Origin of the sequence: Streptomyces flavusporus (assembly GCF_046267975.1) — a bacterium.
Lineage (GTDB): Bacteria > Actinomycetota > Actinomycetes > Streptomycetales > Streptomycetaceae > Streptomyces > Streptomyces flavusporus.
The window spans coordinates 3,817,036-3,841,378 of sequence record NZ_CP176503.1 but is presented as its reverse complement, the minus strand read 5'-3'; the positions used below and the strand labels follow the sequence as shown (position 1 = coordinate 3,841,378).

The following is a 24,343-nucleotide window of genomic DNA, read 5'->3' as shown; positions in this document are numbered from 1 at the left end:
CAGGGCGGTTACTCCGTATGAGTGATCACGGGCAGAAGCCGGTTGCCTCCGGTTACGCTCGTTGCAGAGTGGGCCCCGAAAAGGAGGACGCCATGGCCGTACTGCAGCAGGAAATGACCGTGGGCGAGGCCGCTGACCTGCTTGCCCGTGCACTGCCTGGCCGCCGCGTGGAGATTCTCCAGGGGAGGCTCATCGTGACACCGCCGCCGGACGGTTCGCATGCTCTGTCGTTGACCTGGCTGGTCGAAGAATTCGGGGGAGCCGGAGCCCGGAAGGCTGGGCTCAGGTACGTCCAGGGCATTGGCCTTTGGCTGCCGTCACTGCCCGACGACTTCGCAGTGCCGGACTTTTCGGTCGTAGACGAGGACTTCCGGGACGCTCACGTCCAGAAGAATTGCTACGCGCCGAACGTCTTCCGCATGGTCGTCGAAGTGACGTCGTCGAACTGGTCCGACGATCTCGGCCCCAAGGTTGAGTGCTACGCCCAGGCCGGCATCCCCGTCTACCTCATCGCCGACCGCAAACACGACGAGGTCCTCGTCTACCGGGACCCGTCCGACGGCAAATACCCCGCCCCCCTGCGCTACAAGCGAGGCCAGACCGTCCCCGTCCCCGAGTCCGTCGGCGTCAGTCTGGAACTCTCCGTCGACACCCTCCTCGACGGCGACGACTGAAAATCCAGAGTCGGAGTGTCGTACCCGCATGCGACACTCCTTTCCATGTTCGGCGTCATCGATCTCCCCACCTATCTGGCAGGCCTGGTCCTGATCGTCCTGCTGCCCGGCCCCAACTCCCTGTACGTCCTCTCCGTGGCCGCCCGCCGAGGCGTCCGGGCCGGATACACCGCCGCGGCCGGCGTGTGGTGCGGGGACACCGTGCTGATGACACTCTCGGCTGCCGGAGTGGCGTCTCTTCTCCAGGCCAACGCCGTGTTGTTCGGCATCGTGAAGTACGCCGGTGCCGGATATCTGACCTGGCTGGCAATAGGGATGCTGCGGGCCGCGTGGGGGATGTGGCGGACCCGGCGGGAGCAGTCCGCCGGCGACAGCGCGGCCGCCGTCGGCGACGAGCGGCCCTACCGCCGTGCCCTGGTCATCAGCCTGTTCAACCCTAAGGCGATCCTGTTCTTCGTCGCCTTCTTCGTACAGTTCGTCGACCCGGGATACGCCTACCCCGCCCTGTCCTTCGTCGTCCTCGGCACCTTCGCCCAGCTCGCCAGCGTCCTCTACCTCAGCGCGCTCATATTCAGCGGCACGAAGCTGGCCGCCGCCTTCCGCCGCCGCAGGCGCCTGTCGGCGGGGGCGACCTCGGCGGCGGGCGTGCTCTTCCTCGGCTTCGCGGCGAAGCTGTCGGTGGCCAGCGCGTAGCGCTCCGCTGAAAGGGGCGCGATGGGAAGTGCCGCGATGTGCCGTCGGTTGTCTGCGGCGCCGTCGTGGCTGGTCGCGCCCACGCGGCGGTAGCCGCACATCGAAACAGCCCCGCGCCCCTCAGGGGCGCTGCCCGCCACGTCAGCGTGTTGGTTACCGTCTGGCGGCGCGGGCGTTGACGATGGCGCGGGTCAGGACGGGCGGCAGCAGGTCGACCGCGAGGCGGCGGGTGCGGCTGCGCCGGTGCCGGTGCCGGGCCGGCCGGGTCGCCTCCGGTGCGGCCGCTTTCTCCGGCCGCTCGGCCACAGCGAGTTCGGGCTCGGGCTCGTCCGCGTGGCGGGAGAGCGGGAAGCCGGGAGCCTTCATGCCTCTGGACTTCAGCCGGACGAGACGGTGTCCGGCCGCGTGCTGCACGCTGAGCGCGCAGTCGTCCCGACCACGCACCATCGCCAGCAACTCCTCCTGCACGGGCCCGGGATCGCCCCAGGTGCCGTACAGCTTCTGCGTGCTCAGACAGATGGGCCGCAGCCCGCGCGTGAGCACGGCCTCCCACACGGCGACGGAGACGCCGGGCGTGTGCTCGGAGCGGAAGTCGTCCAGGACGACGATGCCGTCGGGCAGCAGGACATCACGCGCGGCGCCGATGTCGTCGTACACATGCTCGTAGAGATGCGAGCCGTCGATATGGACGAACCGGCACGAGCCGGGCTCGACCTCCGAGGGCACCATCGAGCTGGGGCCCTGCAGGATGCGGGGCAGTTCGTCATGGAAGGAGAGGTAGTTGGTCTCGAAGGCCTGGCGGGTGAGTGCGCTGTACGACTTCGTCGACTCGGCGCGGTTGGCGTCGTCCGGCGCGTCGCCCTCGAAGAGGTCGCACACCGTGTACCGCTCGCCATGCTGTAGACGGCGCCCCAGGAAGATCGCGCTCTTGCCCATGTAGACCCCGACTTCCAGCAGGTCGCCGCGGACTCCCGCGGCCTCCTGCCGGTCCAGGAGCCAGTCGAAGAGGACCTGGTCGAGTACGGGGAACCAGCCTGGAACATCGTCGAGCCGTCGGGGCCGCGGAGGTGCCTCATGTGCAGTGGTGGTCATGGAAGGAGAACGCCCTTCCTCGTGCGAATGGTGCGGTCAGGGACTGCCCCAGCGCCTGCCCGGGGGGCCAACCTGCCCAAACCAGTCGACAGGTGAACAACGGGTCAATTCCCTACGTACCGTACGCCGACAGCGCCCGCCCACCGAGTAACCGACGCCCGTGGCTACCCGGCTACCCCCGTCCGTGCCGCGTACTCCACCAGTCCCGCGCCCGTCTCACCCGCCCAGCCCACGTAGCCGTCGGGGCGGATCAGGAAGACGCCGGCGCCGTACGTCTGGTGCATCTGCTGCGCCTTGCACGCCGGAATGCGGACCGTGGGGACGGGGAGCGCCGGGAGGTCCGCTTCCGTGCCCACGGTCAGCAGCGTCCAGTGCGGCCCACGGAAGGCGTCGAACAGCCGCACCTCTTCAGTGATTCCGTCCGGCGCACGATCACCCGCACGGACCCCCGCGCCCGCGTCCGTACGGGTCTCCTCGGTGAGCGAGGAGTTGCGGTAGCCGAGGCCGAGCTGGCGGGTGGCCTCGCCGCGTCGGGTCTCGCCGCGGTGCACGCGGGTCGACAGTCCGAGCATGTCGGCGGCGATCGGGCGGCGCTCCTCCTCGTAGGTGCCCAGCAGGCTCGCGGGGGCGCCCGCGCGCAGCACCGCGCCCAGCTTCCAGCCCAGGTTGTAGGCGTCCTGGACGCTGGTGTTCAGGCCCTGCCCACCGGCCGGCGAGTGCACATGGGCCGCGTCCCCGGCGGGGAACACCCGGCCGTCCCGGAACCGGTCCGCCAGCGCCGTACGCGGCCGGAAGTCGGAGGCCCACCGCACCTCGGTGACGTCCTCGGGGACCAGATGCGACCGGGCCGCGACCAGCTTGCGCACCCCGTCGAGCGACAGGTCGGGCGTGGCGCCCTCCGGGAACTGGGCCACCACCTGGAAGTCCTCCGTACCGGCGAGCGGGCAGACGGCGAGGAAGTCGTCGCCCTCCCCGCGCGGCGGGAAGATGTGCCAGTTGTCACGGTCCAGGCCGGTGATCCGCACGTCCGCCACGAGCGTCGGGGCCGGATCGATGGTCTCGCCGGTCATGCCGATGCCGAGCGCGCGGCGCAGCGCCGAGCGGCCGCCGTCGCAGGCGACCGCGTACCGGGCGCGCACGTCCTCGCCGGAGGCGAAACGCGTGGTCACGCCGTCCGCGTCCTGCTCGACGCCGACAGCCTCGCGGCCGAAGGACACCCGCCCGCCCAGCTCCTCCAGCCGGGCGCGGAGGATCTCCTGCGTGCGCCACTGCGGCACCATCCACGGCTCGGCGTAGGGCGAGTCCTCGGTCGTGTCGGCCGGGTCGATCATCCGGTGCTCGCCGACCCGCTCACCGTTCTGCCAGATCATGCCGACCGGGTAGCCGCCGCCCGCCGCGAGGATCGCGTCGACCACGCCGAGGTCGTCGAACACCTCCATCGTGCGGGGCTGGATGCCCTTGCCCCGCGAGCCCGGGAACAGCCGGTCGGCGCGCTCCACGACCAGCGCCGGCACACCGCGCCGGGCCAGATCGATGCCGAGGGCGAGGCCGGTCGGGCCCGCGCCCACGATCAGTACGTCGGTGTGCAGAGCCATACCCATCTCCTTAACGTTGTTAAGTGACGACGTCCACGAGCGTGCCCTTAACGCCGTTAAGTTGTCGAGCGCGGGATAGGTTGACGGACGTGAGCGACACGGAACGACGAGCACCGCTGGACCGGCGACGCGTCGCGGACACCGCCCTGCGGCTCCTCAACGAGGTCGGTCTGGAGGGCCTGACCCTGCGCGCCATCGCCAGGGAACTGGACGTCAAGGCGCCCGCCCTGTACTGGCACTTCAAGGACAAGCAGGCGCTTCTCGACGAGATGGCCACGGAGATGATGCGGCGCATGAGCGCCGACCTCATGGAGGAGCCGGAGGCGCCGCACGAGGACTGGCGGGAGTTGTTCTTCCGGCGGATGAGCGGCCTGCGGGCGCATCTGCTGCGCTACCGCGACGGCGCCAAGGTCTACGCCGGCACCCACTTCACGGACCTGTCCTACGCGGAGCCCATGGAGGCCAACCTGCGGATGCTGACGGAGGCCGGGTTCACCCCCGGCCGCGCGGCCCGGGCCTGGTTCACCGCGTACAGCTACACCATCGGGTATGCCATCGAGGAACAGGCCATGGGTCCGGACCCGGCCGCGGGCGCCGAAGGCTACGACCTCGACGCCCGCGCCGAACGCCTGGCCGCGCACCCGCTGGCCGCGGCGGCCGGCCTCGAGATGTTCCAGGACCGCGACCGGGGCTTCGAAACCGGCCTCCGGGCGGTGATCGAGGGCATCGCGGCGACCCTGCGGCCCTCCGCGACACCCGACTGAGACAGCGTCAGACCTTCGGTACCTGGGCCTGCGTCAGTGACCGCCGCAGCAACGGCGTCGCCCACTTCTCCACACACCGGTTGAAAAGCCACGCCAGGGTCAGCATGAACGCCAGCGTGGTGGCCAGGGTCGCCCAGGACGTCAGGGCGAAGTCCCGGTGGAGGACCTCGATGACTGGCCAGCCCAGGTGCTCGTGGACCAGGTAGAAGGGGTACGTCAGGGCGCCCGCGACCGTCAGCCAGGGCCAGTCGGCCCAGCTCAGCCAGCCCAGCGCGACGGCCAGGACCGCGACGAAGCCGAAGGTGACGATCAGGATGATGACCGAGGCGGAACGGTAGGAGAACTGGTCCGGGTAGGGGCTGTGCCAGAGGCTGTCCACCGCCTCGTGCTGCCCGATCAGCCAGCTCACCGCCACGATGCCCCACGCGGTGACGTCCCGCCGGTTGCGGTACACCAGGTAGATGCCCATGCCGCCGATGAAGAACGGCGCGTACTCCGGCATCACGACCAGATCGAGGAACGGCTGGTCGGCGGCCTTGGTGATGGCGGCGAGCAGGGTCCACACGGCACACAGGAGCACCACGCGCCGGCGGTTCGCGCCCGGCAGCACGATGCACACGGCGAACAGCGCGTAGAAGCGGATCTCCACCCACAGCGTCCAGCACACGCCCAGCACCCGGTCCGCGCCCAGCGGCTGCTGGAGCAGCGTCAGATTCACCAGCGCGTCACTCGGCGTCACCGCCTCGTATGCCACCCCCGGCAGGGCGAACACGGCCGTCACGAGGACGACCGCCACCCAGTACGAGGGCATCAGCCGCGCGACCCGGGAGGCGAAGAACGACCGCAGCGGGCGGCCCCAGCCGCTCATGCAGATCACGAAGCCGCTGATCACGAAGAAGATCTGGACACCGAGACAGCCGTAGGCGAACCACGAGTGCAGCGTCGGGAACTGGACCTTCGGTGACGATCCCCACGCATGGGTGACCTCACCGCCCCGGCCGCCGTAGTGATAGAGCGCGACCATCAGCGCGGCCAGCAGCCGCAGCCCGTCCAGGGCGCGCAGCCGCCCTCCGGAGCTTCTCGTCCGTGGTCGGCCGCTCGCGGCCTCCCGCGGTCTCTCCGGCGCGGGAGCAGCGGGTCGGGGCTTCGCTGTGCTGACGACCGTCTCGGTCACGCTCGTATACCTCGGCTACCTCGTTTGTCCGCAGGCCTGTTCGGGCGCCCATCCTGCCCAATGCACCCGTATCAGTCATAACCCCCGGAGGTGTCTGTCAACGCCCTTTGACGCCGCCCGCCACCCTAAACGTCGTTCTACGGAATTCCGTTCGACGGAAACACGATTTGCCCACCGGTCCCGAGCGGTTCACCTTGTCGTCGTATTGGTTTCTTACTGTTCTCCAATCCACCATGTTTACCCAGGCAGATCCTTGCCTGCTTCGTCATATCCAGAGCAGGAGCACCATGACGGTTCGCAGCAGATGGTCCCGTTCCCGAACAGGGGACCCGGCATCGGCGGCCACTGACGCCGGGCCGCCGACCGCACAGGTGAACCCGGCCGAGCTGGAGGACTGCCTGCGTGCCTGCGCCGTCCACAGCGGCAAGCTGGTGGGCAGCCTCGACCGGCGCCGAACAGCGCTGGCCGAGAAGCTGCGCGAGCTGCTCGCCCTGTGGGCCGCACAGGAGCAGCCCCAGCCGGCCGCGACGGGCGCCGGCAGCCTGATCCGGCGTGGCGCCAAGGCCGTCAGCGGTAGCGGGCTGAGCAACGAACTCCTCGACGCACTCCTCGTCGTCGGCAACAAGGCCCTGGACTGCGGCTACGACGACGAGCTGAACCTCGCCCTGCTCATCAACGACACCGTGCTGACGCAGCGCAAGAACTCCCGCGCCGGCTGGCGGCTGCGCGGCCGGCTGCTCGAGGCGATGGGCCGCCCGGCCGCCGCCGTCGAGGCCTTCGACCGCTACCTGAGTCTCACGCAGGAGGACGGCTTCGGCGTCCGCGCCAAGGTCGCCGGCCTGCGCACCGCCCAGGAGCGACGCGGCGAACTGCTCGCCCTGCTCCAGCGGACCGTCCCGGACGCCGCCGCCTTCGCCGCAGGCCCGGCGACCGACGTGTGGGCCGAGGGGCTCGAGGCGCACTCCGCCGGCGACTGGGACGCCGCCCAGGCTCGCCTCGTGGGCGCGCTGCTGGCCATGGACCGAGCTCAGGCCCCCGAACAGGAGTTCCAGGAGGCGCTCAGCCACTACCTGGACCTGTGCACCGGCATCCACCAGCGGCCCACCCCCGAACTCACCGAGGCGATAGCCCTGTTCGCCGAGCAGCGCCGCAACCGGATGCGCGGCCCGCTGTCCGACCCCCTGTTCGGCGGCCTGCAATGGATCAGCCTCGGCGAGTTCCGCAACAGGATCGCCGGCAAGTCCATCTGCCTCATCGCCAACTCCGGCAAGGTCGGCGAGAGTTCGATGGGCGCCGAGATCGACGCCTACGACCTGGTCGTGCGCTTCAACTCGTACAAGATCGACGCGGTGCACACCGGCAAGCGGACCGACATCCACGTCTCCATCCACAAGCACGGCTTCAACTGGGACCAGCCGGTCGACATCCGCCTGATCTTCGGCGGCATCTCCGGCGACTGGAAGTGGTCCCTGCGCAACCGCCTGGTGCCCGGCGCACAGAAGTACCTGGGCGACGAGTCGCTGCGCTGGCCCGTGCGCAACATCGGCAAGCTGGGCACCGACGTGTGGCCCGCCATCCCGACCTCCGGCTTCAACATGCTCTGGCTGCTCGACTTCCTCGACGTCAGCCCGACCCTCGACCTGATCGGCTTCGACTTCTACGAGAGCGGTGCCTACCGCATCGACGCAGCGATGAAGATGCCTATCACCTCCGTTCACGAATACACCAGCGAGAAGGCGTGGGTCATGGAACGGGCCCAGAGCGTCTCCGGCATGAGGATTTCCCTGAGATGACCGCGACCCACATATCCGCCGCCGAGGCCCGCACCGCGGCCCCGGCCACCGATGCCCGCGCGCTGACCGGCAAGCGCCGTATCGCCTTCGCCAGCTTCGTGGACGAGAACTACCTGCCCGGTTTCCTCGCCCTGCTGCGCTCCCTCGCCCTGTCCAACCCGGGCGTGTGCGAGGACTTCGTCGTCCTGCACGACGACCTCAAGCCGTCCTCCGTGGCCCGCATCCGCGCCCTGCACCCGCGCGTGAGCTTCCGTCGCGTCGACGCCGACCACTACGACTCCTACGCCAAGGGCGACCAGGACAACTACCTGGTCCGCAAGGCGTACTTCATCCTCGACGTCTTCAAGATCCGCGACTACGACACCGTGATCACCCTGGACACCGACATGGTCGTCCTCGGTTCGATCTCCGAACTCCTCTCGCTGCGCGAGGGACTCGCCGCCGTACCGCAGTTCTTCTACGGCCAGCACAAGCTCAACAGCGGCCTGCTCGTCATTCAGAAGGAGTACCTGAGCGACGAGTTCTACGCGAAGATCGACCAGGTCGGCCGCAGCGGCTCCTACGAGCTCGACAAGCACGACCAGGGCATCCTCAACGCCGTCCTCGACGGCGACTTCGTCCGCCTCGACGCGAAGTACAACTTCGTCAAGCGGCGGCTGTCCGGCGACCTCCCCGTCCCCGACGACACGGCCATCCTGCACTTCACCGGCCGCCACAAGCCCTGGCAGGGCGGCGAGGCCGGCTACGAGCAGGCGCAGGAGCGCTGGCGCGAGTTCGACCTGAGCGACGCCGAGCTGCAGGCCGCCTACCTCACCGGCGGCGGCACCATGCACCACGACCTGCTGGTGCACTTCGGCACCCCGCACGTCGAGCGCACCGGCCACGTCGACACCGCCCGCCGCGTCGCCCACGCGCACATCGCCAAGGGCGACTACCAGGCCGCCGTCGACATCATGGAACGCGTCCACCTCCCCATCGACGAGGCCTGGCCGCACGAGGTCTACGGCCACGCCCTGATGAGCGTCTCCCGTTACGAGGAGGCCAGGGCCCAGCTGCTGCTGGCCACCGCCGCACCCAACCGCGCCGCGACCGCCTTCGCCCGCCTCGCCCAGATCTCCTGGGTGCACGGCGACGACGCCACCGCGCAGAAGTACGCCGTCCAGGGCCTCACCGTCGACCCCACGCACCGGGCCAGCCGCATCTGGCAGCAGCGCACCCTCGGCGTCCCCGCCCAGCAGTCCGGCAGCCCCGCCGAGCAGCTCGCGCACGTCGCCTTCTACATGGACCGGCAGGGCAACGCGGGCGACAAGCTGCTTCCGGAGAGCGTGCGCCTCGGCTTCGACCCCGACACCACCAGCCGCCGCTGGCACTCGGTGCACGCCCACCGCCTGTTCGACGAGGCGGCCCTGGAGCGCGTCAACGCCCGCCGCGGACTGGTCATCGGCGGCGGCGGCCTGTTCATCCCGGACACCATGCCCAACGGCAACAGCGCCTGGCAGTGGAACGTCCCCGACGAGCTGCTCAAGCGCATCGACGTGCCGATCGCGGTGTACGCCGTCGGCTTCAACGCCTTCGACGGACAGTCCTATCGCGCCCAGCGGTTCCGGGAGTCGCTGCGCCTGCTCGTCGAGAAGTCCGCCTTCTTCGGGCTGCGCAACCACGGCTCGATCGAGAAGGTACGGGCCATGCTCCCGGCCCATCTGCACGACAAGGTGCGCTTCCAGCCCTGCCCGACCACGGTCACCCGCCAGCTCGTCGCGAACTGGCAGGACCCGGCGACGCGCGACGACACCATCCTCATCAACGCCGCCTACGACCGCGCGGGGCTCCGCTTCGGCCACGACTACGGCTACTTCCTGGCTCAGATGGCCAAGGCGGTCAGGGAGCTCGGCAACCTCGGCGAGGTGCAGTGCGTGGCGCACTCGCTCGACGACGAGAAGCTCGCCTTCGACCTGCGCCGCGAGCACGGCGTCTCGATGCCGGTCATCCCGATGTACGACTTCGAGAACGACGAGATCCGCGACCTGTACGCCAGGACCAGGCTGGTCATCGGTATGCGCGGCCACGCGGGCATGATCCCGTTCGGCTGCGGCACGCCCATCATCAGCCTGATCTCGCACCCGAAGATGGCGTACTTCCTGCGGGACATCGAGCGTCCCGAGTGGGGTGTCTCCGTGCACGACCGCAACCTCGCCGACGTGCTGGTGGAGCGCTCCCGCGACCTGCTCGCCGACCACGACCGGACCGTCGCCGACGTGCACGGCCGGCAGCAGGAACTGTGGAAGATCACCCAGGCGAACGCGGCGGAGCTGCGCACCGTCCTGGGCGCCTGACCCACGACAAGGGCCGCCCGGCCGGGACGCGTGTCCCGGCCGGGCGGCCCTTGTCAAGGCGAGCGGGCCCCTCGCTCAGCTGCGCACCGCCTTGCGGACCAGCCGCTTGATGCGGGTCATCGGGGAGCGCCCGGCGGACTGCCGGCGGTCCCGCTCGTAGGCCTTCTTCAGCTGCTCGAAGTGGTCGGCGCGGGTGCGGCTGAGGTACTCGTCCGAGGTGAGCGGCCTGGCGATGGCCCAGGCCTGCTTGTGCCTGCCGTCGTAGTGGGCGACGTACGCCTTGGCCAGCTCCAGCACGGACTTGAACGGGATGCCGCCGGTGTGGTCGCGGTCGATGCGCTCCTGCACGGCGGAGATCAGCTCCAGCTTCCTGTCATAGCTGAAGCTGTCCTCGCTGATGACGGTCAGCACGTCCTCGGGGATGGGCTTGACGACCTCGAAGGCGAGGGTGGAGCGGATCGGCGGGCCGGCGATCTCGATGTACGGCAGCAGGGCGCCCGTGCTGTAGTGCAGCCAGGGCAGGCGCGGTCCCGCGAAGTCCTGGTGCAGGACGACCGACCCGGGCCGCAGCCGGGTCAGGAACCGCTCGGACACACACTTGAACACCCGGGACGTCTTGGCTATGTCGATGTGCAGGAACTCGACGGGCGTGCGGTCGTCCGGGTCGGAGGTCTGCCAGAGGTCACCGGCGTGGATCTCCAGGAAGGGCAGGAACGGATCCAGCCGCCGGCGGAACTCGTTCAGGAAGGAGTTGTCGCCCTCGGGTGCCTTGCCGGCGTCGAAGAACTTCTCCGTGGCGAAGGTGCCCTTGCCGACCCGGAAGAAGTCGTAGGCGTGCAGCCGTCCCGTCTTCTCGTCGAACATCGGGCTCTCGTGCAGCCCCATGGCCAGCGCGTACGTCGAGCCGCCCCCGCCGGAACCCAGCTCGACCAGTCGGTCCTCGCCCGTGAGGTGATGCCGGCCCAGCAGGTAGAGGAACTTCAGCTCCCACGTACTCACCTGTGTGTAGGGCAGGTTGTCCGGGAGCTGGACATCGTCGAAGAGGGAGTAGAGCCGGCCGAGGTTCGTCATGGGGGCCTCACGGATCGGTTGAGGTTGTTCTGAGGACCTGGTGCGCGATTGCGCGATCGTAGGCACCTTCACGACCGACCTGTTCGATTGTTCCCGGCTGTTCATCTGCTCTTCGCCGAAGCGCGGTGAACGAGAGAAACCCGGTGACCGTCCGGGCGCGGCGGGTGGGCCACGCCCGTGGCCCACCCGCCGCATCGCCCGCCCGGTCCACCCGCGAACTCCCTCAGCGGCGTACCGCCTTCTTCAGCGCCCGGACCTGCCGGACCACCCGGCGCGCCGCGGAGTTGCGGGGCAGGAACGACAGCCGCTCCGGGATACCGCCCGGCAGCCCCTGCGAGGTGAGCCGGCGCTTCTTGAAGTAGCGCTGGGTGCGCGGCCCGAGGTGCTGGGAGAGGAAGCGTTCCGCCGCGGGCCTCAGGCCCGCCTGGATCTGCGGCTGCATGGTGAAGCCGACCGTCTCGACCAGGCCGGTCAGCAGCTCGTCCGCGAGCGTCTCCTCGCCCTTGCCGTCCTCCAGGTCCGGCAGCAGCGCGTCGGCCAGGGTGACCGGAAGACGGTTGCTGTTCTGGTAGGGGGTGAGCCGGTCCAGCAGCGGCGCGGTGCCGATGCGGGCGACCGGCAGGTCGTAGAACGCGGACGCGGTGAACAGCGCGGTCGAGAAGCAGCCGACGACCAGCGCGGGCCGCGCCTTGGCGAACAGCACCTCCGCGAGCACCGGCGTGTCCAGGACGGTGAGGTCGACGCCGAGCTTCTCGGCCTCGCTCTCCAGGGCGCGGCTGTAGCGGGCCGGCGCGGTGGGGTGCGGCTTGAACACGATCGAGCGGTGCCCGCGGGCCACCGCCCCCCGCATCATCCGCACGTGCAGGTCCTCCTCCTCGGCCGGGGAGAGGATGTTCAGCGCGGACAGGTACTGGCCGAGCAGCAGCGCCGCGCTGTCCGGCAGCGGGGGCAGCTCCCCGGCGGTGTCCGTGAGGCCGCTCATCACCTTCAGGAAGGCGTCCGTCGGCACCACCTGCGCCGGCACGTCGAACTCGGTGAGCAGCAGCGGGGTGAGCCCCGGCACCAGGTCCAGGTGCAGCAGCCGCCGCACCCGGGTGCCGACCAGCGGGTCGAGCTTGTTGCGGGTGGGGCCGTAGCTCATCAGCCCGTCGGCGTAGACGACGAGGGGGGCGCCGGTGAAGATCTGGGCCAGCCCGAGCGCCGGGTTGACCTGGATGGACTCCATGACCAGCTCCACCCGGTCGTCGCCCAGCCCCCACAGCAGTCGCAGATGGCGCTCGAACAGCGGCAGGTCGTCGGGGCGCGGCGCCCAGGCGCCGGGGTGGAAGGGCCGGATCGCCTCGTTGTACGACAGGACGTCGTCGAAGTGGTCGCGCAGCGTGCCGAAGCCCGGCATCTCGTCGACGGCCGGGGTGGTCTCCGGCGTCGCCGAGTTGTTGAACACCAGCAGCACCCGGCGGTCCGCCTCGGCGAAGCAGTCCGAGTCGATCGCGGCGGCCAGGGTCGCGGCGCCGTACAGCGTCGAGACACAGAAGATCTGGGTGGTACGGGACATCAGGCAGCCGCCTTCGCTGTGGTGACCCGGCGCCGCAGCCGCCGCAGCTTGGAGGCGCGGCGCAGGTCCATGGTGTCGAGTACGTCGCCGAGCGCGTCCTGCGGCATGCGCTTTATCGCCGCCGCGCTCATGATCCGCAGCTGCTTGGCCACGGCCGGTTCGAACTTGTCGGTCTCCGACAGGTGGTGGGCGATGATCGCGCAGTAGGTGCGCACCGCCTTGGGCAGCAGCACATCGGCGTTACGGTCCGCCGCCGTCTCCTCGACGACCTGGTCGAAGGCGCGGATGAAGTCGAGCTGGCGGACGTCACCGATCTGCGTGAGGGAACCGGCGACTCCGCGCCGGTAGAACACGCCGAGCAGGTTCAGCACGGCGAAGGACTCCGCCTCGCGGTGCAGCTTCCAGATCCACGGCCGGTCCTCGGCCGTGCGCAGTCCGTCGGTGAAGTGCAGGACGCCCTTGTCCAGCAGGCGGCGGTGGAAGGCGCCCGCCCAGGCGTAGGCGTAGTCCACCGAGGTCGTGCGGTGGGCGGGCAGGATGTGGTCGCGGGGGTTCATCACCTCGTACCGCCGCCCGACGGGCGCACGGGTCACGCTGCGGGCGCGGGCGGTGGCCTGCACGTGGTCGGTGCGCACGAAGTCGCAGCCCAGCTCCTCGATGGCCGCCACCAGCTCGGTGTAGTAGCCCGGGGCCAGCCAGTCGTCACCGTCCAGGAAGGTGATGTACTCGCCGGTCGCGGCATCGAGGCCGGTATTGCGAGCGGTGGCCAGCCCTCCGTTTTCCTCTCTGCGGATATAGCGCACCTGAGCGACCGCGGAGAGTTCATCGGCCGCACGTTCGAGAATGGCCGGCGTTTCGTCCTTCGATTTGTCATCGACCAGGATGAACTCGAAGTCCGGCCTGGCATTGGCGCGAAGGCTTCTCAGGTTGTCGGGGGCGTATTGCTGCACGTTGTAGAACGGCACGATCACGGAAAGCTTTGGCACCTGCGAAAGCCTAGGAGGTGGCCCCGCTGCGGAACTTTCCGGTGAGGGTACTGAGGGTGAACTCAATGTGTCGGAACGGTGCATCCCGTGTACTTCCTGGACTTCGGCGGGGCAGTTCGGCTCTCGGTGGGTTGCTGTTAACTTTTCGTTGAGGCGAGGTTGGCCAGCAACTAGAAATTGCTTCCTAGCGTCTTGGACGTGCCACCAAGTACAACGAAGCCCACGCGGATCGCAGTACTCGCGGACTCCGACACCCGATGGAAATGGGGTGCGCTGACCGCGAGCCGTATCGCTCCGGGCCCGTCCATGGAAGCCGGACCGCAAGGCGAGACGCAAGTTGCCCCTGCCCTGGACGGGTTTCTGTTGCGCGGCCGGGCGACCCCCACCCCCCGCCAACTGGCCGAAGTGGGTGTCCGCGCCGATTCCCTCAGGGAGGTCACGGCCGTCGAGTTCCTGCGGATCATGGCGCAGGAGTCGTACGACGTCCTGGTCCTCTCCCTGGTCGGCGGCGGCGTCCAGGCGATGCTGCACGGCCTCGGGCGTGTCTGGGAGGACCGCGAGACGCGGCCCGTCGTCGTCACCGGCTATGTCGGCGTCGTCTACGAGAAGCTCGCCGACGGCCTGCTGCTGCGGCACGGCGCGGACCTCGTCCTCGCCAACTCCCGCCAGGACGCCGAGCGTTTCCGCGCGGTCTACGACGGGGTCGGCGCCGACTCCTCCGCGGTCACCGAGGTGGCACTGCCGTTCCTGGGCGGCGCGAAGTACACCGGCGAGCACGACCCCTACACGGTCGTCTTCGCCGCCCAACCGTCCGTTCCGGAGAGCCGCAAGGACCGGACGTACCTGCTGGACCGCCTGGTCCAGCACGCGCGGCTGCACCCCGAACGCGAGGTGCTGCTCAAGCTGCGCTCCAAGCCGGGCGAGCACACCACCCACATCGAGGAACTGCCGTATCAGAAGCTGGCGCAGAAGCTCGGTGACCTGCCGCCCAACTTCCGGCTGGTCTACGGCAACATGGGCGAGGTCCTCGACCGCACCGACCTGCTGGTCACCGTCAGCTCGACGGCCGCGCTGGAGTCACTGCACCGCCGGATCCCCACCGTCGTCCTGACCGACCTCGGCGTGCGCGAGGTGCTCGGCAACCACCACTTCGTCGGCTCCGGCTGCCTCGCCTCCTGGGACCAGCTCGACGCCGGGCACCGGCCCACGCCGGACGCCGACTGGGTGGCCCGGCAGGGCGTCGCAGCTGGGGGTACCCCCTCTGGGGGAGGCTCGTACGAGTCCGCTTTCATCCCGGCCCGCGAGCGGATCGCCAAGCTGCTCGGCCGACCCGGCGGACTGCCGCCCCTGACGCCGTACTACACGCCCGCGACGGCCCCCGGCTATCTGCCCGGCATCCTCGCCCGCCACCACCTCGGCCCCGACGGCACCCCGTTGCCCGGCGCTCCCGCCCACGACAAGGAGCCCGGCCCGGTCCGCCAGATAGTCCGCCGCGCCGCCCGCGGCGCCTACCGGCACGGCGTCCAGCGGGTCGCACCCGTCATCCGGCGGATGGGGGAGCTGTGAGCCACGGGACCTCACCTCACGCACGTCAAGGAGTAGAGCCAATGTCCAACCCGGAAGCGGGCCAAGGCGCTTCGGCGCGCCGGGTGCTCGCGGTGATCCCCGCGCGCGGCGGCTCCAAGGGCGTGCCCGCGAAGAACCTTGCCCCGGTCGGCGGCATCCCGCTGGTGGCCCGCGCGGTGCGCGAGTGCATCGCCAGCCGCCTGGTGACCGACGTCGTCGTCTCCACCGACGACCAGGCCATTGCCGCCGCCGCCCGCTCGGCCGGCGCCGAGGTCGTGCTGCGCCCCGCCGCCATCGCCGGTGACACCGCCACCTCCGAGGCCGCCGTGCTGCACGCCATGGACGCCCACGAGGCGCTGCACGGCTCCCCGGTCGACGCCGTCCTGCTCGTCCAGTGCACCAGCCCGTTCCTGATCCGCGAGGACATCGACGGCGTGGCCGGCGCGGTCGTCGAGAACAGCGCCGACACGGCCGTCACCGTCGCGCCCTTCCACGGCTTCATCTGGCGGGACGCGGACGCGGAGGCGGAGGCCGACAGCGTGGTCACCGCCGCAGACTCCCGCAGCACGGGCGGCGGCTACGGCGTCAACCACGACAAGTCCTTCCGCCCGCGCCGCCAGGACCGCCCCCAGGACCTGCTGGAGACCGGCGCCGCCTACGCGATGAACGCGGCCGGCTTCCGCGAGCACCAGCACCGCTTCTTCGGCCGCACCGAGCTGGTGCGCACCGACCCCGCGCGCGTGCTGGAGATCGACGACCCGCACGACCTCGCCCGCGCCCGGGCCCTCGCGCCGCTGTTCGACGCGGACCGCCCCGGCGCCCTTCCGACCGCCGCCGACATCGACGCGGTCGTACTCGACTTCGACGGCACCCAGACAGACGACCGGGTGCTGATCGATGCCGATGGACGGGAGTTCGTCTCCGTGCACCGCGGAGACGGCCTCGGCATCGCGGCCCTGCGGCGCAGCGGCCTGACCATGCTGATCCTGTCCACGGAGCAGAACCCGGTCGTCGCCGCCCGGGCCCGGAAGCTCAACATCCCGGTGCTGCACGGCGTCGACCGGAAAGACCTCGCGCTGAAGCAGTGGTGCGAGGAGCAGGGCATCGCGCCGGAGCGCGTGCTCTACGTCGGCAACGACGTCAACGACCTGCCGTGCTTCGCCCTCGTCGGCTGGCCGGTAGCGGTCGCGAGCGCCCACGACGTGGTACGCGGCGCCGCCCGCGCGGTCACCACCGTCCCCGGTGGCGTCGGCGCGATCCGAGAGATCGCCGGCTGGATCCTCGGACCCTCTCTCGACTCTCTCGACCCCTCCACCAAGTAAGGAAAGTTCCTGCCATGAGCACCAACTCCCGCCTCCGTACGTTCGGTTCCCGCGAGGTCGGCCCCGGCAAGCCCGTCTACATCTGCGGCGAGATCGGCATCAACCACAACGGCGAGCTGGAGAACGCCTTCAAGCTCATCGACGTGGCCGCCGAGGCGGGCTGCGACGCGGTCAAGTTCCAGAAGCGCACCCCGGAGATCTGCACCCCGCGCGACCAGTGGGACATCGAGCGCGACACCCCCTGGGGCCGGATGACCTACATCGACTACCGCCACCGCGTGGAGTTCGGTGAGGCCGAGTACCGCCAGATCGACGAGTACTGCAAGGAGAAGGGGATCGACTGGTTCGCCTCCCCGTGGGACACCGAGGCCGTCGCCTTCCTGGAGAAGTTCGACGTCCCCGCCCACAAGGTCGCGTCCGCGTCCCTGACGGACGACGAGCTGCTGAAGGCGCTGCGCGCCACCGGCCGCTCGATCATCCTCTCCACCGGCATGTCGACGCCGAAGCAGATCCGCCACGCGGTCGAGGTCCTCGGCTCCGACAACATCCTCATGTGCCACGCCACCTCCACCTACCCGGCGAAGGCCGAAGAGCTGAACCTCCGCGTGATCAACACGCTGGAGAAGGAGTTCCCGAACGTCCCGATCGGCTACTCCGGCCACGAGACCGGCCTGCAGACCACCCTCGCCGCGGTCGCGCTCGGGGCGACCTTCGTCGAGCGTCACATCACCCTCGACCGCGCGATGTGGGGTTCGGACCAGGCCGCCTCGGTCGAGCCGCAGGGCCTCACGCGCCTGGTGCGCGACATCCGCACCATCGAGGCCTCCCTCGGTGACGGCGTCAAGAAGGTCTACGAGTCCGAGCTGGGCCCGATGAAGAAGCTGCGCCGCGTCCAGGGCGTCGTCGCCGAGGCGGAGATCGCCGCGGCGGCGGGCGAGCCGCTCCAGGTCTGACGGCACCGTCAGCCCCTCACAACCCCCACAACGCCCTACGACGGGACGGTCGTACGCCGATGAGCCCCCGCGCCGGGAATGCCGGCCCTCACACTCTCGCCTTCGTCGAGAGTCCGGTACAGCTCCTGAACGTGCTGGAGTGGGCGCATGTCCACGCACCCGGCGCGGGGCTCACGCTCGTGGTCCTGTCGCCCGTCGACCCGATGACCCGCGGCCAGCTGCGGCGGATGGCGGAACTGGCGCGCGAGGAGGGCTACGAGGTCCGCTGGGAGGAAGCGCGCGGCGGCGCGTCGGCACCCTTCCAGACGATCGGCGGGCTCGTGGGGCCGCTGCGCCGTGCGGAACGGATCGTCATGGGCGATCCGTTCTCGCGGTACGTACAACTTCTGCTGACGATCACGCGGGCCCGTGACCTGGTGGTAGTGGACGACGGGACGGCGACGATGGAGTTCGTCGCCCAACTCGCCCGCGGTGAACGCCTGGAGCGCTGGCACCGGCGGGGCAGCCGTCCCGGCCCGCGCGATCTGCTCTTCGCCCCGGTGTCGTCCTCCGCCCGGCGCCGCCTGACGCCCGGCGAGCGCCGCCGGGTCGAGATCTTCTCCTCGATGCCGATCGACGAGGCACCGGGCGGCGTCACCGTCACCGCGAACGACTTCTCCTGGACCCGCACCCGCTTCGGCCCGCCCCGCATCACCAAGGGCGCCGACATGGTCGGCACCTCGCTGGTCGAGACGGGCGTCGTGGACGGCGAGCGGTACATCGACGCCGTACGCTCCCTCGCCAAGACGCACGGGGCCCGCCGCTACTTCGCCCACCGCCGCGAGAGCACCGACAAACTCCACCGGCTCGCGGTGGAAACGGGCCTGGAGATCGTCCGCCCCGACCTCCCCCTGGAACTCATCGCCCGCCGCGGCCCGGTCGGCCGCACGATCCTCAGCTTCCCGTCCACGGTCGTCCACACCCTCCCGCTGGCCCTCGCCGGTACGGTCGTCCGCGTCGCCGTCTGCGACATCAACCCCGAATGGCTCACCCGGACCGCATCACCGCGCGCCCAGGGCTTCCTGGACGGGGTGACGGGGACGGCCCGCGATGTGCATCGGCTGTCGGCGGTGACGGCGGTGTGAGTCGGCCGACGGGCGACAACTGCCGTGCCCGGCCCGGCGGTAGCCGCTTGTTACCCTCTGACCTGCGAGGTTGGCTGAGCTGAGAGGCGGGTCGTGGCAGCTGCCGGACATGACGATGATGCTGACGCTGCGTCGAGCAGGGCCGAGACGCTCCGTCGACGGGCCGAGCGTGCCTTCCGCTCCGGCCGGGCCGACTTGGCCCACCAGATCGCCGTCCGGGCACTGACCGAGGCCGGGCGGACGACGGACTCCCGCGCCCTGCTCCTGGAACACCTCGGCCGCTATCTCGACGCGGGAAGCACCAGCTGGGAGCACGACTACTTCGAGCAGTCCCTCGCCGAGCTGGGGCCGAAGGCTCCGCTGCACGAGCGGATCCGGGTGCTCTGCTCCTCCGGCCTCGCCGGGCTGCGGCGCGGCCGCACCGACGACGGCGTACGGCTGCTCCACGAGGCCGCAGAGCTGGCCCGCGAGGCCGACGACACCGAGCTGGAGACCGTCGTCTGCACGGTCGTGGCCGAGGCCGCCCTCACCCTGGGCCACCTCGACGAGTCCCTCCACCGCACCCGGCGGGCCCGCCGCCTGGGCATCGAGTCCCGGCAGTACCACCTGGTCGTACGCTCCTACTTCAACGAGGCCCGCGCCACCTACCTACGCACTGGGAACGTCGCCGACGCCGCCCGTATCCGCGGCGCAGGCCTGGCCTACGCCGCCGAACACGGCGAACTGGCCACCGAGGAGGGCAACACACTGCGCCTGGCCCTGATCGAGGACCTGATCGAGGCCGGCCGCTGGACCGAGGCCGACGACCTGCTGAGCGACCCGGCACCGCACGAGCGGAACGGTTCGCTCAACGAGGTCGAGGAGGTACTCGTACGGGCCTGGCTGCAGAGCTGGCGCAGCCGGGATGTGGACCCGGCACCGTCGTTGGTCCGGCTGGTGGCGACCAGCAGCCCGCTGCACGAGGCGTACTTCCTCAGCCTGGCGCTCGCTGTGGCGGCCAGGCTCGGCGATCACGCGGCCGTCGAGGAGCTGACCGGCCGTGCGCTCCTCCTGGCCGGCGGGCACCTCGCACCTCCCAGCAGCGGCCTGTACGTCATCGACGCGCTGGCCTCCGCGATCCACGCCCAGACGGCCGGCCCCCGGCCGCCCATGCTGCACCCCGACACCACGCCGCACCGGCTGCTGGAGATCGTGGAGGGCGTCTACGCCCGGGTACGCCACCATGTGGCCGCGCCCTACGAACTGACGGACGGCGTGGTGGCCGTGGCGCGTGCGGAAGCGGCACGGGTGCCGGGAGGATCCTGGGAGCAGGACGAGGCGGAGCACTGGGACACCGCCATCTGGGTCTTCCGCCGCACCCATGCCCGTGCCCGCCTGGTCCACGCCCTGCTGGGGCGGGCGGCCGTGTACGGATCGGGTGACGAACGCGCGGTCGAGCTGCTCGACGAGGCGGAGCGCATCGCCGTACCCATGGGAGCGGAGCCGTACCTCGAACGGATCGCCCGGCTGCGGGCGCCCCGTCCCCCGGACCGTCCCCCGGACCGTGCGCCGGCCGCGCGCCGGCCGCCCCCGGCACCGTCGGCCGACCTGACACCACGCCAGCGCGAGGTGATCGCCCGCCTCGCCGAGGGCCGCACGGACCGGGAGATCGCCGAGGAACTGCGCCTGAGCGTCCGCACGGTCAACGCGCATGTCGCCCAGCTCCTGACCAGACTGGGCGTGCGCAACCGTGCGGAGGCCGTGGGGTGGTACTACCGCTCCGAGGACGGACGCTCCGAGGACGGACGCGGTGCGGAGCGCGGTACGTCGGGCTGACCCACGATCGGTCCGGTCACCGTCGGCGTGGTGCTCCTCGTACCGCTGCGGCAGGCCGCCGTGCCCGCCACGCACACCAGCACCACACCGGCCAGCTGGCCCGCGTCCGGGGTCTGGGCGAGGACGAGGAAACCGATGCCCGTCGCGACCGCCGGTTCCAGGCTCATCAGCGTGCCGAACGCCCCCGCCGTCAGGCGGCGCAGCGCGAACAGTTCCAGTACATGCGGGGCGATCGGCAGCAGCACCGCGGCCAGCGCCGAAACGACCAGCACATGCGGGCTCCACCAGTCCGCCTCCGCCCCGCCGCCCGCCACCACTCCGGTGCACAGGGCCGCCACGGCCGTGGACAGCGCGACGCCTTGCTGACCGGGCAGCCGGTCGCCGACCCGCTGGGTGAGCACGATGTAGCTGCCGAGCCCCGTCGCGGCACCCAGTGCGTAGCCGATCCCCAGCCAGTCCGCGGACGCCTCCCAGGGCCGGGTGAGCAGCAGCACCCCGCCCAGCGCCAGCAGCGGCCACACCAGGTCGGCACGTCGCCGCGACCCCACGACGGCCACCAGCAGCGGCCCGGTGAACTCCACCGCGCTGACCGTGCCCAGTGGCAGCCGGTCGATGGCCTGGAAGGAGCACAGGGTCATCACCGCGCTGGCGCAGCCGAGCGCCGCCGTCGCGCCCAGGCTGCGGCGGGGCAGACGACGGATCCGCGGCCGGGTCCATACGAGCAGCAGTACTGCCGCGCAGCTCAGCCGCAGCCAGGCCGTCCCGGCCGGCGAAACCCGGTCGAAGAGGGGCACGGCGAGCGAGGCGCCGGTCTGCACGCTGACCATGGCGCAGACAGTGGCGGCCATCGCCGGTGCGGCAGCGCGGACGGGGGAGGCGGCGGGCGGGGCGGGCGCAGTGGGCGCGGTGGAGGTCATGCCGGTACGGGGGCGTACGCGGCGGTCGCCCGGACGAGGAACGCGGTTTCCGCGTAGAAGAACTCCCCGTCCTGCGCGGCCCGTTCCACGGACGCGGTCCACTCGTCGATCTCGGCGACCGACAGCGGTCCCGTCCCGCTGACCGCGCGTTCCCGCAGGGCCGCGGCGATCTGCTCCACCCGGTGCCGGGCGAATCCGGTCAGCTCCGTCCCCACCGTCACATGCGTGTCGACGTGCTCCATCCGCAGCAGGCTCTTGCGCACCAGGGCGGCCGCCTTGCGCCCCATCCAGGCGTCGCTGAACTCCATCCACTCCTCGGGGAACTCGGCCCATCCGTGGCACACGGCACGCGTCAGCTCCGGGTCGCCCGCGCGGATCACCAGGGCGTCGTAGTCGGTGTGCGAGATCACCGCCGTACCGCCCGGCCGCAGCAGCCGGGCCACTTCGTCGATCAGCGCCGCCGGGTCGCGCAGGAACTCCAGGACGTCGTGGCAGACGACCGCGTCCATGCTGCCGGCGGCGTACCGGGTCGGCTTGTTGAGGTCGTGCACCTCGATCTCGGCGTCCCCGCCCAGTAGGGTCCGCGTGGCCGCCACCGCCTCCCGATCGACGTCGCACCCGTGTAGTAAGGCGCCCGGCACCCGCTCCGCCACGGCCTGCAGTGTCCCGCCAGTTCCGCACCCGAGGTCCAGCACCCGCTGTCCGGTGGCCACGTCCAGGCTCGTGGCCAGCGCACGGTGTATCGAGTGACCAGGCATGGGCATACGAATGTCCTCCACAACTCTGAGACGAGCAGCACTGGTGACGTTTCTACGGGTGCTTGTGGGAGGAGCGCTTCGGTAGTTCTACCTAGCCGTGATCACTTGGCCGGAAACTCCCTCTTCAGGGCTTCGATGAAGGGGGTGAAGGCCTCGATTGGGACGCTGAGGGCCCCGTAGGACGGGGCCTTCGAGTCGCGGATGGCCATGTGGGTGCGGCGGTCTGAGATTTCCACGCAGGCGTTGCCGTCGCCGCCACCGGAGTATGACGACTTCCGCCAGTTGTCGGGAGTGTTCACCGTGTGCCTCACAGCTCTTTGGCCAGCTTGTGGATCAGTTCACGCGACCGTTCGGGATCGAGTGACGCAGCTTCTACTCTACGGAAAAGTGTTCGAAAGACGCTGAGTTGGGCCTCGGAGTCGATGAACGTCGTGCCGTGAGGGCCGTCGCGCACCACGGTGTCCAGCTTCGGGACGCCGCCGCCCGCGTAAATCATGGCGCAGCCGGTGTCGTCGAAGCGTTCCAGGGCGAAGGGGATGACACGGACGGTGATGTGATCCGCTTCGGAGAGTTCCAGGATGCGGGCGAGCTGAGCCTGTGCGGCAGCCCGGCCACCGACTCTGATCCGCAGGGCCGCCTCGTGGATCACCGCCTCGTACGGGATCGGCGTGGCCCCTTCGATGATCAGGCGCCGCTGCATGCGATGCCGAACGCGCAACTCTAGCTCTCCCTCGGGGAGTTCCGGAATGCGGGTTGAGAAGAGCGCCCGTGCGTAGTCCTCGGTCTGCAGAAGGCCTGACACGTGGAGCAGGTCCACGTCCCATCGGAAGGTGGCGTTGTGTTCCAACTCGGACAAGTCCAGGAACGACGTGGGCAGATGCCCCCGGTACTCCTCCCACCAGCCGCGCGTCCGGTCGGTCGCCATCGCCGTCAAGGCTTCGACGAACTCCTCGTCCGTGCAGGCGTAATGCCCTGCAAGTCGGCGCAGTCGCTGCTCGCTTACGCCCGAGGTGCCCGACTCGATCTGGCTGATCTGGACGGAGTTCACGCCGAGCAGTGCTGCTGACTCGCGTGCACTGAGCCCTGCCGCTTCGCGGAGCCTGCGCAATTCGACCGCCAGCCGCAACTGTCGCGCTGTGGGCTCGCGCTTGGTTCCCATCGACTGCTCCTTGGTTCAACGCGCTTGCAAGCGCGACTTGTTCGGGGGCCAGGTTAGGTGATCGGCTTGCTGCTTCTTAAATCTAAGGTCTACCGTCGGTGATGCGACGCACACTCTGCGGAACGCCGGGATCCCGGAAGCGCACCACTCCGTCCTGCCATGACGGCTGCGGCACTGCCACCGCCCGCTGACCGCAACCCCAAACCGCCGAACAGGAGTCGACGTATGCCCGAAACCGAGTCCGAGCCCGAGTCCTGGGAATACTCCCTCTCCATCCCGAACGACCTGCGCGCCGTCACCATCAGCCGCCGCACCCTCCGCCTGATCCTCACCATGCATGGCCTGATCAACCTCGTCGACGTCGCCGAACTGCTCGCCACTGAGCTGGTCTCCAATGCCGTACGCCACACGAAGGGGCCCGCAGCCCTACGGGTGTGCTGGGCGGCGGGCGTGCTGCGGATCGGGGCCTGGGATGCCGACCCCGAACCGCCTGAACCGCCAAGGTCGTTGGATCAGCTCGCCGAGCTGGAGGAAGGGCGCGGCCTCGCCCTCGTCCGGGCCTGCAGCGATCTGTGGGGATGGCGGCCGCTGTCCAGGCACGGCAACAGGGGCAAGTACGTCTGGTGCGAGGTGACCACGTAGGTCACGGCTGCTTGTGGGCCAGGACGAACGCGCGTGGGCGCGTCTCCTGGTCGACCGGTTCGCGCAGGACGCGGGCCTGGACCTTAAGGCCCGCCTTGGCCAGGTGGGCGGCGACCGTGTCCGGGGTGCGCCAGTAGTAGTCGAGCGATATCTCGTGGCCGAAGCGTTCCGCTCCACGGTCGTCCACGCCCTCCCGCTGGCCCTCGCCGGTACGGTCGTCCGCGTCGCCGTCTGCGACATCAACCCCGAATGGCTCACCCGGACCGCCTCACCGCGCGCCCAGGGCTTCCTGGACGGAGTGACGGGGACGGCCCGCGATGTGCACCGGCTGTCGGCGGTGCGGGCGGTGTAGCGATC

21 protein-coding genes and 1 pseudogene are annotated in these 24,343 nt (G+C 70.2%); 12 read left to right on the top strand and 10 right to left on the bottom strand.

Annotated features, from left to right (window positions below):
- Positions 1–92: 92 nt before the first annotated feature.
- Positions 93–674 carry a Uma2 family endonuclease gene (locus ACKTSN_RS18100; RefSeq protein WP_409470076.1) on the top strand — a complete coding sequence of 194 codons (582 nt, stop codon included), beginning with the start codon at positions 93–95 and terminating at the stop codon, positions 672–674.
- Between the two features lie 45 nt (positions 675–719).
- Positions 720–1,367: a leucine efflux protein LeuE gene (gene leuE / locus ACKTSN_RS18095; RefSeq protein ID WP_409470075.1), complete on the top strand. Its 648-nt coding sequence runs from the start codon at positions 720–722 to the stop codon at positions 1,365–1,367.
- 153 nt (positions 1,368–1,520) lie between these two features.
- Here the strand turns inward: leuE and ACKTSN_RS18090 are convergent, their stop codons facing one another.
- Together ACKTSN_RS18090 and ACKTSN_RS18085 are read right to left on the bottom strand one after the other, a co-directional pair.
- The gene (locus ACKTSN_RS18090) at positions 1,521–2,459 is read right to left on the bottom strand and encodes a class I SAM-dependent methyltransferase (RefSeq protein ID WP_409470074.1); all 939 of its coding nucleotides are present in this window, start codon (positions 2,457–2,459) and stop codon (positions 1,521–1,523) included.
- Positions 2,460–2,623: 164 nt separating this feature from the next.
- On the bottom strand, positions 2,624–4,054 hold the full coding sequence (locus ACKTSN_RS18085) for an FAD-dependent oxidoreductase (RefSeq protein WP_409470073.1): 1,431 nt from the start codon (positions 4,052–4,054) through the stop codon (positions 2,624–2,626).
- An 89-nt stretch (positions 4,055–4,143) separates the two neighbouring features.
- Here ACKTSN_RS18085 and ACKTSN_RS18080 point away from each other — a divergent pair, with 89 nt between their 5' ends.
- On the top strand, positions 4,144–4,818 hold the full coding sequence (locus ACKTSN_RS18080; RefSeq protein WP_409470072.1) for a TetR/AcrR family transcriptional regulator C-terminal domain-containing protein: 675 nt from the start codon (positions 4,144–4,146) through the stop codon (positions 4,816–4,818).
- Between the two features lie 7 nt (positions 4,819–4,825).
- Here ACKTSN_RS18080 and ACKTSN_RS18075 read toward each other — a convergent pair whose 3' ends face one another.
- Entirely contained in the window at positions 4,826–5,992 is a 1,167-nt protein-coding gene (locus tag ACKTSN_RS18075; protein WP_409470071.1) for an acyltransferase family protein, read from the bottom strand.
- A gap of 287 nt (positions 5,993–6,279) precedes the next feature.
- Between ACKTSN_RS18075 and ACKTSN_RS18070 the strand changes: the two genes are divergently transcribed.
- Together ACKTSN_RS18070 and ACKTSN_RS18065 are read left to right on the top strand one after the other, a co-directional pair.
- Positions 6,280–7,785, top strand: a complete 1,506-nt coding sequence (locus ACKTSN_RS18070; protein ID WP_409470070.1) for a glycosyltransferase family 29 protein — start codon at positions 6,280–6,282, stop codon at positions 7,783–7,785.
- The gene (locus ACKTSN_RS18065; RefSeq protein WP_409470069.1) at positions 7,782–10,118 is read left to right on the top strand and encodes a glycosyltransferase; all 2,337 of its coding nucleotides are present in this window, start codon (positions 7,782–7,784) and stop codon (positions 10,116–10,118) included. The genes ACKTSN_RS18070 and ACKTSN_RS18065 overlap by 4 nt, the downstream gene beginning before the upstream one ends.
- Before the next feature lie 75 nt (positions 10,119–10,193).
- Here the strand turns inward: ACKTSN_RS18065 and ACKTSN_RS18060 are convergent, their stop codons facing one another.
- The 3 genes from ACKTSN_RS18060 to ACKTSN_RS18050 form a co-directional block, all read right to left on the bottom strand.
- Entirely contained in the window at positions 10,194–11,189 is a 996-nt protein-coding gene (locus ACKTSN_RS18060; RefSeq protein ID WP_409470068.1) for a hypothetical protein, read from the bottom strand.
- Positions 11,190–11,412: 223 nt separating this feature from the next.
- Positions 11,413–12,744 (bottom strand): alpha-2,8-polysialyltransferase family protein, encoded by a 1,332-nt coding sequence (locus ACKTSN_RS18055; RefSeq protein WP_409470067.1) that lies wholly within the window; start codon positions 12,742–12,744, stop codon positions 11,413–11,415.
- On the bottom strand, positions 12,744–13,730 hold the full coding sequence (locus ACKTSN_RS18050; RefSeq protein WP_409470066.1) for a glycosyltransferase family 2 protein: 987 nt from the start codon (positions 13,728–13,730) through the stop codon (positions 12,744–12,746). The genes ACKTSN_RS18055 and ACKTSN_RS18050 overlap by 1 nt, the downstream gene beginning before the upstream one ends.
- A gap of 198 nt (positions 13,731–13,928) precedes the next feature.
- On the opposite strand from ACKTSN_RS18050, the gene ACKTSN_RS18045 reads away from it, so the two are divergent.
- From ACKTSN_RS18045 to ACKTSN_RS18025, 5 genes are all read left to right on the top strand, one after another.
- A complete protein-coding gene (locus ACKTSN_RS18045; protein ID WP_409470065.1) occupies positions 13,929–15,296 on the top strand; it encodes a DUF6716 putative glycosyltransferase in 1,368 nt (455 codons plus the stop codon).
- A 41-nt stretch (positions 15,297–15,337) separates the two neighbouring features.
- Complete coding sequence (locus tag ACKTSN_RS18040; protein ID WP_409470064.1) at positions 15,338–16,618, top strand: cytidylyltransferase domain-containing protein; 1,281 nt, start codon at positions 15,338–15,340, stop codon at positions 16,616–16,618.
- A 14-nt stretch (positions 16,619–16,632) separates the two neighbouring features.
- Positions 16,633–17,571, top strand: coding sequence for an N-acetylneuraminate synthase family protein (locus tag ACKTSN_RS18035; protein WP_224735114.1), 939 nt, complete (start codon positions 16,633–16,635; stop codon positions 17,569–17,571).
- A 59-nt stretch (positions 17,572–17,630) separates the two neighbouring features.
- Positions 17,631–18,695: a hypothetical protein gene (locus ACKTSN_RS18030; RefSeq protein WP_409470063.1), complete on the top strand. Its 1,065-nt coding sequence runs from the start codon at positions 17,631–17,633 to the stop codon at positions 18,693–18,695.
- A gap of 93 nt (positions 18,696–18,788) precedes the next feature.
- Positions 18,789–20,510 (top strand): response regulator transcription factor, encoded by a 1,722-nt coding sequence (locus ACKTSN_RS18025; protein WP_409470062.1) that lies wholly within the window; start codon positions 18,789–18,791, stop codon positions 20,508–20,510.
- On the opposite strand, the gene ACKTSN_RS18020 is transcribed toward ACKTSN_RS18025, so the two are convergent.
- The 4 genes from ACKTSN_RS18020 to ACKTSN_RS18005 all read right to left on the bottom strand — a co-directional run bounded on the left by ACKTSN_RS18020 (position 20,447) and on the right by ACKTSN_RS18005 (position 23,344).
- Positions 20,447–21,427 (bottom strand): EamA family transporter, encoded by a 981-nt coding sequence (locus tag ACKTSN_RS18020; protein WP_409470061.1) that lies wholly within the window; start codon positions 21,425–21,427, stop codon positions 20,447–20,449. The genes ACKTSN_RS18025 and ACKTSN_RS18020 overlap by 64 nt on opposite strands.
- The gene (locus tag ACKTSN_RS18015) at positions 21,424–22,191 is read right to left on the bottom strand and encodes a methyltransferase domain-containing protein (protein WP_409470060.1); all 768 of its coding nucleotides are present in this window, start codon (positions 22,189–22,191) and stop codon (positions 21,424–21,426) included. Before ACKTSN_RS18015 ends, ACKTSN_RS18020 begins: the two co-directional genes overlap by 4 nt.
- A gap of 95 nt (positions 22,192–22,286) precedes the next feature.
- The gene (locus ACKTSN_RS18010; protein ID WP_409470059.1) at positions 22,287–22,484 is read right to left on the bottom strand and encodes a DUF397 domain-containing protein; all 198 of its coding nucleotides are present in this window, start codon (positions 22,482–22,484) and stop codon (positions 22,287–22,289) included.
- Between the two features lie 8 nt (positions 22,485–22,492).
- Positions 22,493–23,344 carry a helix-turn-helix domain-containing protein gene (locus ACKTSN_RS18005; RefSeq protein WP_409470058.1) on the bottom strand — a complete coding sequence of 284 codons (852 nt, stop codon included), beginning with the start codon at positions 23,342–23,344 and terminating at the stop codon, positions 22,493–22,495.
- Positions 23,345–23,569: 225 nt separating this feature from the next.
- On the opposite strand from ACKTSN_RS18005, the gene ACKTSN_RS18000 reads away from it, so the two are divergent.
- On the top strand, positions 23,570–23,986 hold the full coding sequence (locus ACKTSN_RS18000) for an ATP-binding protein (protein WP_409470057.1): 417 nt from the start codon (positions 23,570–23,572) through the stop codon (positions 23,984–23,986).
- Positions 23,987–24,053: 67 nt separating this feature from the next.
- A pseudogene (locus ACKTSN_RS17995) lies at positions 24,054–24,338 on the top strand (hypothetical protein); the annotation flags it as partial.
- Positions 24,339–24,343 lie beyond the last annotated feature (5 nt).

Bases quoted from the DNA above. Each gene is read 5' to 3' on its own strand.
- ACKTSN_RS18000 (WP_409470057.1), top strand. From the start codon at position 23,570: ATGCCCGAAACCGAGTCCGAGCCCGAGTCCTGGGAATACTCCCTCTCC.
- ACKTSN_RS18060 (WP_409470068.1), bottom strand. From the start codon at position 11,189: ATGACGAACCTCGGCCGGCTCTACTCCCTCTTCGACGATGTCCAGCTC.
- ACKTSN_RS18090 (WP_409470074.1), bottom strand. From the start codon at position 2,459: ATGACCACCACTGCACATGAGGCACCTCCGCGGCCCCGACGGCTCGAC.
- ACKTSN_RS18070 (WP_409470070.1), top strand. From the start codon at position 6,280: ATGACGGTTCGCAGCAGATGGTCCCGTTCCCGAACAGGGGACCCGGCA.
- ACKTSN_RS18020 (WP_409470061.1), bottom strand. From the start codon at position 21,427: ATGACCTCCACCGCGCCCACTGCGCCCGCCCCGCCCGCCGCCTCCCCC.
- leuE (WP_409470075.1), top strand. From the start codon at position 720: ATGTTCGGCGTCATCGATCTCCCCACCTATCTGGCAGGCCTGGTCCTG.
- ACKTSN_RS18100 (WP_409470076.1), top strand. From the start codon at position 93: ATGGCCGTACTGCAGCAGGAAATGACCGTGGGCGAGGCCGCTGACCTG.
- ACKTSN_RS18035 (WP_224735114.1), top strand. From the start codon at position 16,633: ATGAGCACCAACTCCCGCCTCCGTACGTTCGGTTCCCGCGAGGTCGGC.
- ACKTSN_RS18005 (WP_409470058.1), bottom strand. From the start codon at position 23,344: ATGGGAACCAAGCGCGAGCCCACAGCGCGACAGTTGCGGCTGGCGGTC.
- ACKTSN_RS18015 (WP_409470060.1), bottom strand. From the start codon at position 22,191: ATGCCCATGCCTGGTCACTCGATACACCGTGCGCTGGCCACGAGCCTG.
- ACKTSN_RS18055 (WP_409470067.1), bottom strand. From the start codon at position 12,744: ATGTCCCGTACCACCCAGATCTTCTGTGTCTCGACGCTGTACGGCGCC.
- ACKTSN_RS18065 (WP_409470069.1), top strand. From the start codon at position 7,782: ATGACCGCGACCCACATATCCGCCGCCGAGGCCCGCACCGCGGCCCCG.
- ACKTSN_RS18040 (WP_409470064.1), top strand. From the start codon at position 15,338: ATGTCCAACCCGGAAGCGGGCCAAGGCGCTTCGGCGCGCCGGGTGCTC.
- ACKTSN_RS18030 (WP_409470063.1), top strand. From the start codon at position 17,631: ATGAGCCCCCGCGCCGGGAATGCCGGCCCTCACACTCTCGCCTTCGTC.
- ACKTSN_RS18085 (WP_409470073.1), bottom strand. From the start codon at position 4,054: ATGGCTCTGCACACCGACGTACTGATCGTGGGCGCGGGCCCGACCGGC.